The organism is Nocardia sp. FBN12, assembly GCF_050320175.1.
GTDB lineage: Bacteria > Actinomycetota > Actinomycetes > Mycobacteriales > Mycobacteriaceae > Nocardia.
The window spans coordinates 2,902,170-2,915,506 of record NZ_CP190048.1; the positions used below are offsets into that span (position 1 = coordinate 2,902,170).

A 13,337-nucleotide genomic window follows, 5' to 3' on the forward strand; every position below is an offset into this window, starting at 1 on the left:
TGTCTCAAGCGCCCGTAGGTTCCCGCGGATGCATCGACGCACATCCCTCCGGGAGGGCTGATGGATTACGACTGGTCAGCGGCCGATCTAGCCTTCAGAGACGAGGTTCGCGCTTTCCTCGACGAGAAGCTGACACCCGAACTCCGGCGCGCCGGGCACTTGGCGACAAGCGTGTATCCGGATCACGATGCCAGCATGAAGTGGCAGCGCATTCTGCACGAGCGCGGCTGGGCGGCACCAGAGTGGCCGGTCGCCCACGGCGGCTGCGACTGGAGTCTGACCCAGCATTACATCTTCGGCCGGGAGTTGACGCAGGCCGGTGCGCCCGCGCTGTCGCCGATGGGCATCAGAATGGTCGCGCCCGCGATCACCGCGTTCGGGACGGCTGAACAGCAGGCGTACTACCTGCCGCGGATCCTCACCGGTGAGGTGTTCTTCTGCCAGGGATATTCGGAGCCTGAAGCCGGGTCGGATCTGGCATCGCTGACTATGGCGGCCGTCGACGACGGTGACGATTTCGTGTGCACCGGCAGCAAGATCTGGACCACCCATGCGACGGCGGCGAATTGGATCTTCTGCTTGGTCCGTACCTCGCGCGCCGGTAAGAAGCAGCAGGGCATCACTTTCCTGCTCATCGATATGACGTCGCCGGGGATCGAGATCCGCCCACTGGTGATGACCTCCGGCGAGCAGGTACAGAACCAGGTCTTCTTCGACAACGTCCGGGTGCCGAAAAGTAATGTGCTCGGCCAGATCGACGACGGCTGGACCGTGGCGAAATATCTGCTCGTCCACGAACGAGGTGGCGCACTGTCGCCGATGTTGCAGGTCATGGCCCAGCAAGTCGCTACCGCGGCAGCCGGGCAGACCGGCCCGGACGGCAATCCGCTGATCGAGGACGCCGCCTTCGCGGCGAAGCTGGCCGAGGCGCGTATTCGCACCGAAGTACTCGAGATCCTCGAGTACCGAACACTTTCGGTGCTGGCGCAGGGCAAGAACCCCGGACCCGCCTCTTCGATGCTCAAGATCCTGGCCACCGAATTGAGTCAGAAGATCACCGAATTGGCGCTCGAGGCAGCAGGTCCGCGCGGTCGGGTCTATCAACCGCATGCTACGAAACCTGGCGGGCCGATCGCCGAATTCCACCCACCGGCTGATGGTTACCGCAGCGGCGAGGAATGGCAGGCCGTCGCACCACTGCGCTACTTCAATGACCGGGCGGGCTCGATCTACGCGGGCAGCAACGAGATTCAGCGAAATATTCTTGCCAAGGCAGCATTGGGGCTCTGATGGACTTCACCTTCACCACAGAACAGGAACTCCTCCGCGAGGCGGTGGCCGGATTCCTCGGTGCCCGTTACGACCTGGAGAAGAGTCGTCGTGCGGTCAAGTCCGAGGCGGGGTGGCAGCCCGCTGTGTGGCGCGGTTTCGCCGAGGAGTTGGGGATTCTCGGTGCGACCTTGCCCGAGGATGTCGGCGGTATGGGCGGTGGACCGATCGAGATGATGATCATCGCCGAGGAACTCGGGCACTCGCTCGTTGTCGAACCGTATGTCGACACCGTCATCGTCGGGGCCGGCCTGCTCAAACGCGCCGGTGGCGCGGCGGCCGAGGCACTGCTACGGCAGATCGTGGCCGGTACGGCGCGCACCGCATTCGCCGCCGTGGAGCCGACATCGGGTCACACCCTGCACGATCTTTCGACGACCGCGCGCCGCGAGGGTGATTCGTGGGTGATCGACGGCAGCAAAACCGTCGTGACCAGCGCGCCGTTGGCGACTCACCTGATAATCAGCGCGCGCACTTCGGGAGATCGGCGCGACGAATCCGGTATCTCGTTGTTCCTCACCGAATTCGATGCGAAGAATCCGCCCGCCGGAGTGGAAATCAACTCCTACCGGACGATCGACGATCGGGTCGGTTCCGATATCACCTTCACCGCATTCCGATTGCCCGCCGCCGCATTGCTCGGCACGGCGGGCAACGCATGGCCGTCGATCGAGGCGACCGTGGCTGACGCTATCGCGGCCATCGCCGCGGAAGCGGTCGGGTGTATGCGAAAGGTCTTGGCGGATACCGTCGAATACGCCAAGCAACGTCGGCAATTCGGGCAGCCGATCGGAAGCTTCCAAGTGTTGCAGCACCGCATGGTCGATATGTACATGGAGCTCGAACAGTCAATCGCCGCAGTGTATTTGGCGATTCGCTCGGTGAACGCGGCACCGGCCGACCGGGCGCGGGCGATATCGGCGGCCAAGGTCACCGTCAGCCGTGCCGCTCGATTCATCGGCCAGAGCTCGGTACAACTGCACGGCGCCATGGGAATGACCGAGGAACTCGCTATCGGCCACTATTTCAAGCGACTCACCGCGATCGAGCACGAATTCGGATCCACCGACTACCACCTCGCCCGATACGCCGCGCTGACGAGGCCGTGATCGTGGCCCGCGGGGCGGAATGTCCGGAGGTCCCGTTGGGGCAGCAGGAATCCGCGCACATCCTGGTCGCGGGCGCAGGCCTGGCCGGCTTGGCCACGGCGGTCTGGCTCGCCGAAGCCGGTCACCGGGTGACCCTCGTCGAGAAACGGGGACGACGTGACCGACACCGGCATGCCCTCGACGATGGAGGCCGCCGCCGAGAGCGCGGTCCGCGCCGTCGACGCCGTCCGCGAATACCTCACTGCCCGTAGCAGCGCCGCTGGAACAACGCGCGCCTGAAAGCGTCGCGTTATGGGGCGAGCTGGTTGCCCCGGCCCAGCGGTAGTGCGACGCGCAAGGCTCGAATCTCCTCGACCAGATCGGCATAGCCTTCCTGGACTTGCGCGAAGCGCAGCGCGGCGTGGTGCTGGTGTTCGGCGCCCTTGGTGTGGCGCAGCGTCCACTGCACGTGGGTGTAGGTGTCTGCCACGTGGCTGATCACCTCGCCGAGGGAATGGGTGTGGCGGCGGCCCGAGGTGGGGCGAGGAAGGTGGCAGGCCGACCACTCGTCGATCAGGCCGATGAGCGCGTGGATCCGGCCAGCGGTGGCGGTGGCGTCGAAGTCGGCGGGTCGACGGGTGGTCGACACCGATGCGGTGAACAGGGTCGCGTGCAGATCCGCCAGCTCGCGTGCCCATCCGATCAACGGGGAACCACCCTGCAGATTCCCGGCAACGGCGAGCAGTAACTGACGGGCCTCCAGCAATCCCTCCACCGTCCGTACGCGCGTGTCCTCCACAGCGCGGCTGTCAGCCTTCGCGGCGAAGCCGCCTGCGTGCGTCACTGCTACACATACCTTGCTCACGGGCGTCCGCCCATTGCCCGATGGCCACGTCTCGGCATCGTCGTAGTCATGCACCGATTACAGCGCCGAACAATCTCCGCGACAATGACATTCGACAGGGCATGTCATAAATATCGCGGTGCGGGAACGACATCGTCAGGTCGCGTTCGCTGTTGCTACGCGGTCGCGAGGCGGTGTTCGGTCATCGGACGCGCAGTGTTGCGTGCGGTACGGACCGCACTCCGGATTCCCTGGCAGATGTCGCGAACGTCGGATCGCGAGGACGCGAGGGTCGCGGCGTGCACCAGCTGTCCCAGCCGGTCGCCTACTCGTCCGCTGTCGACCTGGCCGGTCATTTCCAGGGAAGCCGTCGCAAACGAGACCGCGTCGTCGATCTGACCGAGCCGGAAAGCGCCGGTGGCGATCGTGATGTTGTCGAACAGCACGCTGCGGGCCGGTCGCCGGGGTGTCGACGCGGCCAGCGAAGCGCGAGCGGCGTCGACGGCGCGGGCCGTGTAGTGCTCGGCGGTCTGTCCGCGGGTGGTCAGGGCGTACTCGTTGTAGATCACCGATTGCATTCCGGTGAACTCGCCGGGGGTGAAGAACACCCGGGTCCACGGGTCGACGGTGTCGGCGACCCTGGTGGTCTCGTCTTCGGCGCGGGCGAGCGCGGTCCGCATCCGGCCCTCGTCGCCCATCATGGCGTGCGCCCAGGCCTCATTGGCGTACAGGCGCGCGGATTCCCCACTGCCGGTTGCGTCTTGGGCCGGTAGCTGCCCGAGTTGGAACATGCGCAGCGCGGCGCGTGGGTCGCGTTCGATCAAGCTGATCCGCCCCAGGACGTAGAGCGTCGACGCGACCAGACTGTCCGCGCCCGCTCGCCGCGCGGAAACCAAGGCCATCGTCGCGTATTGGCGGGCGCGATGCTGATCACCGATGTCGTGGTAGGCCCAGCCGATCAGCCGGGCCAGGTCGGCGGTGGCGACCAGAAGTGCGTGCGCGAGCGTCGTGTGTCCGCGGTATCCGGCCAGCAGCGCGGTGGTCGATCTCAGGAGGTCGACGGCCGTGCGGGCGATCGAGCCGCCACCGTGTCGCTGATCGCGTTGACGTAATCCCGCAGTTGTGCTTCGCACCGCCTCGAGATCGAGTTGCCCTGTGTCGCAGGCTATCCCGGAAACGTCCAGGGATGGCAACCACGGCGTCAGGATGTCGGCGGAACCGACGACCGCGGTCGCCAGCGCCTCCAGCAGGGTCGCATCCGCGCCGCGACGGGTACCGGCAGTGGGGAACCCTGGAGAGCGTGACACCACGTCGCCGGCGAACCCGGCCTTCAGGTCAGGGGCCGATTCGATCTCAGGCACCGGTGCGCCGAGCGCGGCCAGCAAGGCACGGTAGGACTTGCTCGGCCTGCGGACCTCACCGAGTTCCCAGCGTGCGATGTGGCGTTCCGAACACGCGACGTTGACGCGGTCCCGGCGAGCTCGATCGTTGATCAACTCGGCGAAATCTCCACGGCTGAGCCCTAATCGAGCGCGGCGATAGGTCCGAAGTCGCTGTCCCCAGCTGTTCGCGGCCCCGGCATCGGGAAGGCCGCGCAGGGCGTCGGAGTCGGTGACGTCCATGAGTGGGCCCCACTCTTCTTGCGCCGCAAGGTATGTCGCAGTTCGGACACACCCTCCGACTTGTTCGCCAAATAATCGTGGTTGATAATCTAACCTGATAATCAGGATTGCGAAACAGGCAGCATCCGCCGCCCCGCAGCCCGATACGGTGGGATCCATGGCACGAACCGCACGAAAAGTGCTGCTAGGTCGAGAGATCGATGCGCTGCTGCGCCGGTCTCGCACTACCCAGGCCGACGCGGGAAAGCTGATCGGGGTCAGCCAGTCGCGCATCGCGGCGGTGATCGGCGGCACCGGCAATCTGAGCGCCCAGGCACTCGACGAGCTGGTCAGACAGCTCGGCGTCGCCGACGAGGACTACATCGCGATCCTGCTCGATCTCCGCGAGGACAGCCACCGCCGCGGATTCTGGAACTCCAGCTACCGCCGCGCCTACATCGAGGAGCTACGCCTGCTCGTCGACCTCGAGGCGGTCGCGGATCGACTCCGCGAGACCGCCGCCGAGATCGTTCCCGGTCTGCTCCAGCACGAGAGCTACATCCGCGCGCTACACGAACCCCTCGAACCCGACCCCGACGATCCCGACGCGGTCACCGTCGACGACTACGTCCGAGCCCGAATCGCACGTCAGCGAATCCTGCTCGCGCGGGGAGCACCCGAGTTCCACGCGATCCTGTCCGAGTCCTGCCTGCGCCGCACCTACGGCGGAGACGCGGTGATGCTCGCCCAGCTCACCCATCTGCTCGAGCTGTCCACCCGCCCCAACATCCAGATCCAGGTCATGCCCTTCACCCACCAAGCCCCCGGCGCGGGCATGGAGGACCGCTACATCCTGGTTCGCGTGCCCTCCCCTGGAGCCGCGGGCGATCTCGAGATGGCCGTCGTCGAAACCCAGGGTGAGATCCGCTACATCGACGACAAACCCGCGGTCGGGATCCGCGACAAGATCTTCAACCGCCTGACGATGACCGCGTTGAGCCCACACGACTCCCGCAAGTTCATGGAACACCTCGTCCGCGGCCTCCGCAGCCGACCGACCATCCAGCAATAGACCCCCACCTCAACCGTAGAGGAAACACGATGTCCGACAGTGACTTCGAGCCCCGTCCGATCGACACCAACAAACCCAGCTCCGCCCGCATCTATCACCACATGATCACCGGCGAGGTGATCTTCGAATCGGATCTGCCGTTCATTCAGCGGCTCTACGCCGATATCCCCTTCTATCCGAGGTGGGCCCAGCACAATCGCCGGTTTCTCGGCCGCGCCGTTCGCTACATGGCCGACACCGGAATTCGCCAGTTCCTCGATATCGGATCCGGCCTGCCGACCGGCGGCAACACGCACGAGGTGGCGCCCGACTCCCGCGTCGTGTATGTCGACAACGACGAAGAAGCGATCAACCGCGCCCGCGATCTGCTGCGCGAACAAGGCGTCACCGACAGCGCCACGATGGTCGACGCCGATCTGCGCGAGCCCGCGCGCATCCTCGCCCACCCCGACACCCGACGCCTGATCGACTTCACCGAACCCGTTGGGCTGCTGCTGGTTTCGGTGCTGCCATGGATCACCGACGCCAGCGAACCCGGCAAGATCCTCGCGCAACTGCGCGATGCTCTCGCACCCGGTAGCCACATCGCGATGACGCATGTGTCCCTCGAGGACGCGGGGCCGGAGATAAAAGCACAGGTCGCCGCCGGTGCCGCGGTGTTCACCGATGCCAGCACACCGGTCACCCTGCGTACCCGTGCGCAGTTCCAGACCTTCTTCGACGGGTGGACCATCACCGACCCCGGCATCACCTACGCCACCGATTGGCGCCTGGACGAGCCGATCGACCACGACGACTACGCCCGCCCCTGCAATTTCGCCGCTATCGGCAGTCTCCCCTAGCGTGTGACAGCGCTGCCGGCACCCGCCGACAGCGCTGTTCGAAAGGATCCGCCATGTCGTCGCCGACACCGACCGCTGCCCATTTCCGTAAAGCGGCGGCCAGTTCCCCACAGCAGGCGTGCGTGATGGTCTACCGCGACAACCACCGCACCCTGCTCTGGGACGACAAACTCGCCGGCCCGGTCGACACCGCGGCACAACCCGTCCCGCCCGACCAATGCCTGACCCTCGACCACTACCAGTTCGAGGCCGTCCAAGACGCGATACGAGCAGGTGCGCGCCTGCGCGGCGCGCTGACAATCCAGCAAAGATCCGACGGCCTCTACGAATTCAGCGCCACGCCGGAATGCAGAGCCTCGGTCGGCACCGCCAGGCTGTTCTTCGACCACCTCGAATACACCGCGTTCGTCCACGCGGTGCGCCACCGCGAGTTCGAACGATCGACCTTCCGCTCGCCCGCCGCGTGACCGCCGTCGGCTGACCATCCGCGCGTCACAGCTATCGCCGATCCGGGGCTTCGCCACCTACCCATGCCCCTCGACCCGTTGATTCGGGGGATTCCGCTGGTCGGCGTCAGGCGTACGATCAGCGGACAACATGAGGCGGGGGCTTCCAGTGTGAGGTGATGTCGCATGTTCGATACCGATGTTCTGATCGTCGGCGCAGGTCCGGTGGGCTCGGCGGCCGCTGTCGAGGTGGTCCGGCGCGGTGTGCGGTGCCGGATCATCGACGCGCAATCCGATCCGCCGCAGTACGCGAAAGCGGTCGGCATCCAGCCCCGCACGCTGGAACTGTTCGAGGCGATGGGCATCCTGCGCGAGGTACTCGACGCCGGGATCCGGTTGCGCGGTCAGCTCGGGTACGTCAACGGTGCCGAGGCAGGCCGAATGGATCTGGCGTTGCCACCGGAGATTCCGTTCGGGTTTCTCGGACTCCCCCAGTACGAGACCGAGCGGATCCTGCGCAGGCACCTGGCGTCGCTGGGCACGCGTGTCGAACGCGGGGTCCGGCTCGTCGGGTTCACCCAGGACGAGGACGGCGTCGATGCCGTGCTCGCCGGACCCGAGGGTGAGCGCACGGTGCGGGCACGGTATCTGGTCGGCTGCGACGGCGCGCACAGCACTGTCCGCAAGGCGCTGGGCCTGACGTTCGAGGGCGCGGCCTTCACCGAGCAGTACATGCTCGGCGACGTCGAACTGGACTGGTCACAGCCGCACGGCTACACCGTGCGGTCGACGCACCAGACGAACGGCGGCGCCGACGACGTGCTGGTGTGCGTCCCGCTGCCCGGTCACCACCGCTACCGGGTGTCGATGCGGCTTCCCCCACAACTCCAGACCGACCCCGCCGACGGCGGCGACAAGGTCGAGCACGGACTCGGCACCGGGCCCGGCCCGCGGTTGGCCGATATCCAGGCGGTGCTCGACCGGCTGGCGCCCGAACCCGTGACGGCCTCTCGTCTGCGCTGGTCCTCGGTCTTCCGGATCAGCCATCGCATCGTCGATTCCTACAGTCGGGGAAGGGTTTTCGTCGCGGGCGACGCCGCCCACATCCACCCGCCCACGGGCGCGCAGGGCATGAACACCGGCATCCAGGACGCCTGGAATCTCGCGTGGAAGCTCGCGCTGGCCGTCGCGGGGGTGGCCGCGCCGTCGTTGCTGGCCAGTTACGACGCCGAACGCAGGCCGATCGGCGAGGAGGTGGTCAGCCGCACCGTCCGCGACGCTCGCGAGGGGATCGGCGCCGACGAACCGGACCCCGAACGCCTTCTGCTCCGGGAGGCGCAGCTCCTGATCGACTATCGCGACAGCCCCATCGTCACCGAATCCCCCACCGGCGCACCGTCTCCCACCGCGGGCAGCCGCGCCCCGGACGCGATCGGGCTGAGCCGCGACGGTGTGACGTCGCCTTTCCGGCTCTTCCCGCTGCTCGCCGGCCCTGATCACACGCTGCTCTGGTACGTCGGCAACACCGGCGACGCAGCCGCTCTCGCCGGGATCGAACGCCACGTCGACCTGCTTCGGAAACTGACCTACGACCACCTCGACGCCTACCTCGTCGCGAGCCCGGGGGCCACCGTCGACCCGACGGTCCTGCCGGTCATCCGCGACGGCGACGGCGACTTCGCCCGGCGATATCACTGCGCCGCAGGCGCGGCCTACATCGTCCGCCCCGACGGCTACCTCGGCTACGCCGCCTCGCCCGCCGCCCCGGACGATCTCATCCGTCATGTCGAGTCGACCTTCGCGCCCGAAACTGTTGTGCGGACCACCTCGGTCCTGCCACGCCACCTGCGCACGGGGGAAGACGCTGGGGCGACAGCCCGATTCCCCGCACCATGAACGCGCGGTGACACCGCCGCCCCGGATCGTCTGGATGGGACGCGCGAAACTGTGTGTGCGATAGCCTGATTCGATTGCTCGATGTGTCAGCGTGCCGATGAGCTGGGGCGGTTCGGTGATGGGACGCGTCGTCGTACTCGTCCCACACGGCGACGCCGCGATGGGCATCGGTGAGTTGTCGCACGGGCGGCTGACAGCCGGAGACCGGCGCGCCTGGTTCGCATGGGGCACGATGAAGTGCATGGACCTCCGCATCTTCACCGAGCCCCAGCAGGGCGCCGACTACGACACGTTGCTGTCGGTGGCGCGCGCCGCCGAGGAACTCGACTTCGACGCGTTCTTCCGTTCCGACCACTACCTGGCCATGGGCGATGCCTCGGGACTGCCCGGCCCGACCGACGCCTGGATCACCCTGGCCGGGCTGGCCAGGGACACCTCCCGCCTCCGCCTCGGCACCCTGGTCACCGCCGCGACCTTTCGGCTGCCGGGGCCCCTGGCCATCCAGGTCGCCCAGGTGGATCAGATGTCGAACGGGCGGGTCGAACTCGGTCTGGGCAGCGGCTGGTTCGCCGCCGAACACGCCGCCTACGGAATCCCGTTCCCGGACAACAAGTTCAGCCTGCTCGAGGAGCAACTGGCCATCGTCACCGGGCTGTGGGAGACCAAGCCGGGGGCGACGTTCAGCTTCGACGGCGCCCACTATCAGCTCACCGACTCCCCCGCCCTGCCCAAGCCGGTGCAGGATCCGGTGCCGGTGATCATCGGCGGCACCGGCAAGGTCCGCACGCCGCGCCTGGCGGCCCGCTACGCCACCGAGTTCAACATGCCGTTCGCCTCGATCGCCGACAGCGCCGCCCAGTTCGACCGGGTACGCGCCGCGGTACGCGCGGCCGGGCGCACCGACGAAATGGTGTACTCCAACGCGCTGGTCGCCTGTGTCGGGCGCACCGACGCCGAGGTGGCGCGCCGGGCCGCCGCGATCGGCCGCGAGGTCGACGAACTGAAGGACAACGGTCTGGCCGGATCGCCCGCCGAGGTCGTCGACAAGATCGCTCGCTACCGCGAGATCGGCGCGAGCCGGATCTACCTGCAGATCCTCGATCTCGCCGATCTCGATCACCTGGAACTCATCGCCGCGCAGGTGCAATCGCAACTCTGAGGTCGACGGGGGCCGGGTGGATTCCGCGATCTTCGTGAACACTCGATGTCATGGAACCTCTTGCCCCCGAAGCGATCGACACCGAGCCCCGACTGGTCACCACACTCGACGCCTGGCAGTCGGCAGGTGGTCAGTTGCCCGTCGACGACGACCGGACCACCTGGGCGGCCGATGACGAGTCCGCGCTCCTGGTCGCCGATGCGCTGCCCGACACCGCACAGATTCTCGTCCTCACCCCGCGGGCGGCGTCCGGGCACCTTCCCGTCGGCGAGGTCCGGTGGGCCAGGCGCGGCCCGGCGGGCCACCATACCGAGCTTCTGCACCGGCCGACGACCGCGGAAACCCTCGACCTGCTCCCGCATCCCGAAGGGGGCTGGTTTCGTGAAACCTGGCGCAGTTCCCATACTTTCGTCCCCACCGACTACCCGGGCACCCGCGCCGCCGCGACCGGCATCCTGTTCCTTCTGCCCGAGCACGAACAGTCGATCTGGCATGTGGTGCGCTCCGACGAGCTCTGGATGTGGCATCGAGGCGGACCGCTGGAACTCGCGCTGGGCGGCGACGGCGACACACCCGCGACGACCGAGACCGTGATCCTCGGCCCCGCCATCGAATCGGGCCACCGCGTGCAGCAACTCGTCCCGGCGGGCGTCTGGCAGGCCGCCCGTCCGTGCGGTGGCGCGGAGGTGCTGGTCAGCTGCGTAGTCGCGCCGGGCTTCGACTTCGAGGATTTCCGGAGCTGACCGCGCTTTCGGCCGCACGCCCGCGCTCGTCGTCGCGCAGGCCGAAATCCCTGGGGGCGATCAGCGTCGGTACATCGTGTCGATTTCGTCGGCGAATCGCTCGGCGACCACGTGCCGCTTCACCTTGAGGGTGGCGGTGAGCTCACCGGACTCCTCGGTGAGGTCGCGGTCGAGGATGGTGAACTTCTTGATGGATTCGGCATGGGAGACGGTGCTGTTGGCGTCGTCGATCGCCTGCTGCACCTCGGCCAGCAGGGCCGGATCCGTGCGCAGGTCGGCGATCGTGGTGTCGGCCGGGCGGCTGATCGCCGTCTTCCATGCCGCGAAGGTCGCCGGATCGACGGTGATCAGCGCGGTGATGAACGGGCGTCCGTCGCCGACGACGACGGCTTGCGAGATCAGCGCGTGCGATCGGATGCGATCTTCCATCGGGCCGGGTGAGACGTTCTTGCCGCCCGCGGTGACGAGGAGGTCCTTCTTGCGGCCGGTGATCGACAGGAAGCCGTCCTGGTCGAGTTCGCCGAGGTCGCCCGTGCGCAACCACCCGTCGCGCATCGCACCGGCGGTAGCGTTCGCACTACGCCAGTACCCGGCGAACACCACACCGCCGGCCAGTTCGATCTCGCCGTCGTCGGCGATGCGAACGGCGTTGCCGCCCAACGGTTGTCCGACCGAACCGATTTTCACCGACCCCGGCACGTTGACGCAGTGCGCCGCGGTGGATTCGGTCAGGCCGTAGCCTTCGTAGACCGGGACGCCGACGCCACGGAAGAAGTGCCCGAGCCGCGGCGTCAGCGCTCCGCCGCCGGAGATGACGAACTCGCAGTCACCGCCGAGCGCTGCGCGCAGCGGGGTGTACACGAGCCGGTCACACAGCGCGTACCGCGCGCGCAGGAGCAGTGACGGCCGCTGCGCGAATCCGCCGGTGTGATCGAGCATCTCACTCCACCGGACCGCGGTCTGTTCGGCGAACCGGAAGACCGCTGCGGTGATCTTGCCGCTCTCGCGCGCCTTCTTCTCCGCACCGTCACGCACCTTCTCGAACACGCGCGGTACGCCGAGGATCGTGTGCGGGCGGAATCGCGTGAACTGGCCGGTGATCGTCGTGAAGTCCGCCCAGTGCGCCTGCGTCATCCCGGACTCGAAGGCAGCCAGCGACACCGCTCTGGCCAGCACATGCGCGAGCGGAAGGAAGGTCAGCATCCGCTGCCCGGGATGGGCCACTTCGCCGATGCTGGCGGTCAGGATGCCCCGCACTTCGGAGAGGAAGTTGCGGTGGGTGAGCATGCAGCCTTTGGGACGGCCGGTGGTGCCGGAGGTGTACACCAGCGAGGCGAGGGCGTCCGCGCGCAGGCCGTCGAGCCGTTCTCGCAGGCGGTCGGCGGGAAGGTCAGCGCCGTCGGCGATCAGCGTGGCTTCGGCATCGTCATCGATGACCACCGTCCGTCGCAGCGTGTCCGGTGCACCCGCGAGCAGGTCCTTGTGCCGAGCCGTCTCCACGATCGCGAGCGCCGCACCGGAATCCTCGAGGATCCAGCGCAGCTGCTCGGCCGAGGACGAATCGTAGACCGGGACGGTGACCGCGCCCGCGGCCCAGATCGCGAAGTCGAGCAACGTCCACTCGAATCGGGTCGCCGACAGCAGCACGACCCGGTCGCCGGGCTGAATCCCGTTGGCGATCAGGCCTTTCGCGACCCCGGACACCAGGTGCGCGAACTGCTCGGCGGTGACGTCGAGCCACTGTTGCCCAGCAGGACGGGAGAACAGCACCCGCTCCGGGAACTGGTCGGCCTGGGCGTAGACCGAGCCGACGATGGTCTCGTCCTCGGCAATGGTGAATGTGGCAGGCGCGGTGAACTCACGCATGCTCGCCTCCAAGAGTCTGGTCGGGGTGCTGGAATCGCCGCAGCGCATCCGCGAACTCGGCGACATCGCGGGCGGTCCAGTCGTTCGTGCGCTCAGCGAGCAGGGTGAGGTCCTGCTCGATCGCGGCCGCGTGCGCCCGGCGGCCCGCAGCGGTCAAGGTCAGTGGATACCCGGCACGCAGGGAACCCGCACCCGGCTGCACCCAGCCTGCGTCGATACAGGTCCGCAACTGCCGCGACACCGTCGAGCGATGCACACCGAACGCATCGGCGAGCTCCGTGGCACGACAGCCCGGATTCCGCTCGATGTACGACAACGCCGACCGCTGCGCGAACGAAGGAATCCCTTCCGCTACGGGGCGCCCCGCGATGATCTCCCGGACGATCTGGGTGAGCGCATCGTGGACCGCGACGAGCTCGGGCGACCATCCACCCGCCTGGTGTTGCATGAT

The 13,337-nt window shown here is 67.4% G+C and carries 13 protein-coding genes and 1 pseudogene; 10 read left to right on the forward strand and 4 right to left on the reverse strand.

Annotated features, from left to right (window positions below):
• The first annotated feature begins 60 nt into the window (after window positions 1–60).
• From ACQHI0_RS14070 to ACQHI0_RS14085, 4 genes and pseudogenes are all read left to right on the forward strand, one after another.
• Window positions 61–1,290, forward strand: a complete 1,230-nt coding sequence (locus tag ACQHI0_RS14070; RefSeq protein WP_427908386.1) for an acyl-CoA dehydrogenase family protein — start codon at window positions 61–63, stop codon at window positions 1,288–1,290.
• Window positions 1,290–2,438 carry an acyl-CoA dehydrogenase family protein gene (locus ACQHI0_RS14075; protein WP_427908387.1) on the forward strand — a complete coding sequence of 383 codons (1,149 nt, stop codon included), beginning with the start codon at window positions 1,290–1,292 and terminating at the stop codon, window positions 2,436–2,438. The genes ACQHI0_RS14070 and ACQHI0_RS14075 overlap by 1 nt, the downstream gene beginning before the upstream one ends.
• A gap of 62 nt (window positions 2,439–2,500) precedes the next feature.
• A pseudogene (locus tag ACQHI0_RS14080) lies at window positions 2,501–2,590 on the forward strand (FAD-dependent oxidoreductase); the annotation flags it as partial.
• A gap of 4 nt (window positions 2,591–2,594) precedes the next feature.
• A complete protein-coding gene (locus ACQHI0_RS14085; protein WP_427909401.1) occupies window positions 2,595–2,717 on the forward strand; it encodes a hypothetical protein in 123 nt (40 codons plus the stop codon).
• Window positions 2,718–2,727: 10 nt separating this feature from the next.
• Here ACQHI0_RS14085 and ACQHI0_RS14090 read toward each other — a convergent pair whose 3' ends face one another.
• Both ACQHI0_RS14090 and ACQHI0_RS14095 read right to left on the reverse strand, forming a co-directional pair.
• A complete protein-coding gene (locus tag ACQHI0_RS14090; protein ID WP_427908388.1) occupies window positions 2,728–3,261 on the reverse strand; it encodes a hypothetical protein in 534 nt (177 codons plus the stop codon).
• A 176-nt stretch (window positions 3,262–3,437) separates the two neighbouring features.
• Window positions 3,438–4,883, reverse strand: coding sequence for a helix-turn-helix domain-containing protein (locus ACQHI0_RS14095; protein ID WP_427908389.1), 1,446 nt, complete (start codon window positions 4,881–4,883; stop codon window positions 3,438–3,440).
• Window positions 4,884–5,040: 157 nt separating this feature from the next.
• On the opposite strand from ACQHI0_RS14095, the gene ACQHI0_RS14100 reads away from it, so the two are divergent.
• From ACQHI0_RS14100 to ACQHI0_RS14125, 6 genes are all read left to right on the forward strand, one after another.
• Window positions 5,041–5,934 carry a helix-turn-helix domain-containing protein gene (locus ACQHI0_RS14100; RefSeq protein WP_427908390.1) on the forward strand — a complete coding sequence of 298 codons (894 nt, stop codon included), beginning with the start codon at window positions 5,041–5,043 and terminating at the stop codon, window positions 5,932–5,934.
• A gap of 29 nt (window positions 5,935–5,963) precedes the next feature.
• Window positions 5,964–6,776 (forward strand): SAM-dependent methyltransferase, encoded by an 813-nt coding sequence (locus tag ACQHI0_RS14105; protein WP_427908391.1) that lies wholly within the window; start codon window positions 5,964–5,966, stop codon window positions 6,774–6,776.
• A gap of 53 nt (window positions 6,777–6,829) precedes the next feature.
• Window positions 6,830–7,243 carry a hypothetical protein gene (locus ACQHI0_RS14110; protein ID WP_427908392.1) on the forward strand — a complete coding sequence of 138 codons (414 nt, stop codon included), beginning with the start codon at window positions 6,830–6,832 and terminating at the stop codon, window positions 7,241–7,243.
• A 165-nt stretch (window positions 7,244–7,408) separates the two neighbouring features.
• Window positions 7,409–9,118: an FAD-dependent monooxygenase gene (locus ACQHI0_RS14115; RefSeq protein WP_427908393.1), complete on the forward strand. Its 1,710-nt coding sequence runs from the start codon at window positions 7,409–7,411 to the stop codon at window positions 9,116–9,118.
• A 241-nt stretch (window positions 9,119–9,359) separates the two neighbouring features.
• Entirely contained in the window at window positions 9,360–10,277 is a 918-nt protein-coding gene (locus ACQHI0_RS14120) for an LLM class F420-dependent oxidoreductase (protein WP_427909163.1), read from the forward strand.
• Window positions 10,278–10,594: 317 nt separating this feature from the next.
• Window positions 10,595–11,020 (forward strand): cupin domain-containing protein, encoded by a 426-nt coding sequence (locus ACQHI0_RS14125; RefSeq protein ID WP_427909164.1) that lies wholly within the window; start codon window positions 10,595–10,597, stop codon window positions 11,018–11,020.
• A 60-nt stretch (window positions 11,021–11,080) separates the two neighbouring features.
• On the opposite strand, the gene ACQHI0_RS14130 is transcribed toward ACQHI0_RS14125, so the two are convergent.
• Both ACQHI0_RS14130 and ACQHI0_RS14135 read right to left on the reverse strand, forming a co-directional pair.
• Window positions 11,081–12,886, reverse strand: coding sequence for an AMP-dependent synthetase/ligase (locus tag ACQHI0_RS14130; protein WP_427908394.1), 1,806 nt, complete (start codon window positions 12,884–12,886; stop codon window positions 11,081–11,083).
• The gene (locus tag ACQHI0_RS14135) at window positions 12,879–13,334 is read right to left on the reverse strand and encodes a MarR family winged helix-turn-helix transcriptional regulator (protein WP_427908395.1); all 456 of its coding nucleotides are present in this window, start codon (window positions 13,332–13,334) and stop codon (window positions 12,879–12,881) included. Before ACQHI0_RS14135 ends, ACQHI0_RS14130 begins: the two co-directional genes overlap by 8 nt.
• Between the last annotated feature and the right edge of the window lie 3 nt (window positions 13,335–13,337).

Excerpts from the sequence above, each read along its gene's own strand:
- ACQHI0_RS14110 (WP_427908392.1), top strand. The coding sequence starts at position 6,830 with ATGTCGTCGCCGACACCGACCGCTGCCCATTTCCGTAAAGCGGCGGCC.
- ACQHI0_RS14070 (WP_427908386.1), top strand. The coding sequence starts at position 61 with ATGGATTACGACTGGTCAGCGGCCGATCTAGCCTTCAGAGACGAGGTT.
- ACQHI0_RS14135 (WP_427908395.1), bottom strand. The coding sequence starts at position 13,334 with ATGCAACACCAGGCGGGTGGATGGTCGCCCGAGCTCGTCGCGGTCCAC.
- ACQHI0_RS14100 (WP_427908390.1), top strand. The coding sequence starts at position 5,041 with ATGGCACGAACCGCACGAAAAGTGCTGCTAGGTCGAGAGATCGATGCG.
- ACQHI0_RS14130 (WP_427908394.1), bottom strand. The coding sequence starts at position 12,886 with ATGCGTGAGTTCACCGCGCCTGCCACATTCACCATTGCCGAGGACGAG.
- ACQHI0_RS14075 (WP_427908387.1), top strand. The coding sequence starts at position 1,290 with ATGGACTTCACCTTCACCACAGAACAGGAACTCCTCCGCGAGGCGGTG.
- ACQHI0_RS14095 (WP_427908389.1), bottom strand. The coding sequence starts at position 4,883 with ATGGACGTCACCGACTCCGACGCCCTGCGCGGCCTTCCCGATGCCGGG.
- ACQHI0_RS14120 (WP_427909163.1), top strand. The coding sequence starts at position 9,360 with ATGGACCTCCGCATCTTCACCGAGCCCCAGCAGGGCGCCGACTACGAC.
- ACQHI0_RS14105 (WP_427908391.1), top strand. The coding sequence starts at position 5,964 with ATGTCCGACAGTGACTTCGAGCCCCGTCCGATCGACACCAACAAACCC.
- ACQHI0_RS14115 (WP_427908393.1), top strand. The coding sequence starts at position 7,409 with ATGTTCGATACCGATGTTCTGATCGTCGGCGCAGGTCCGGTGGGCTCG.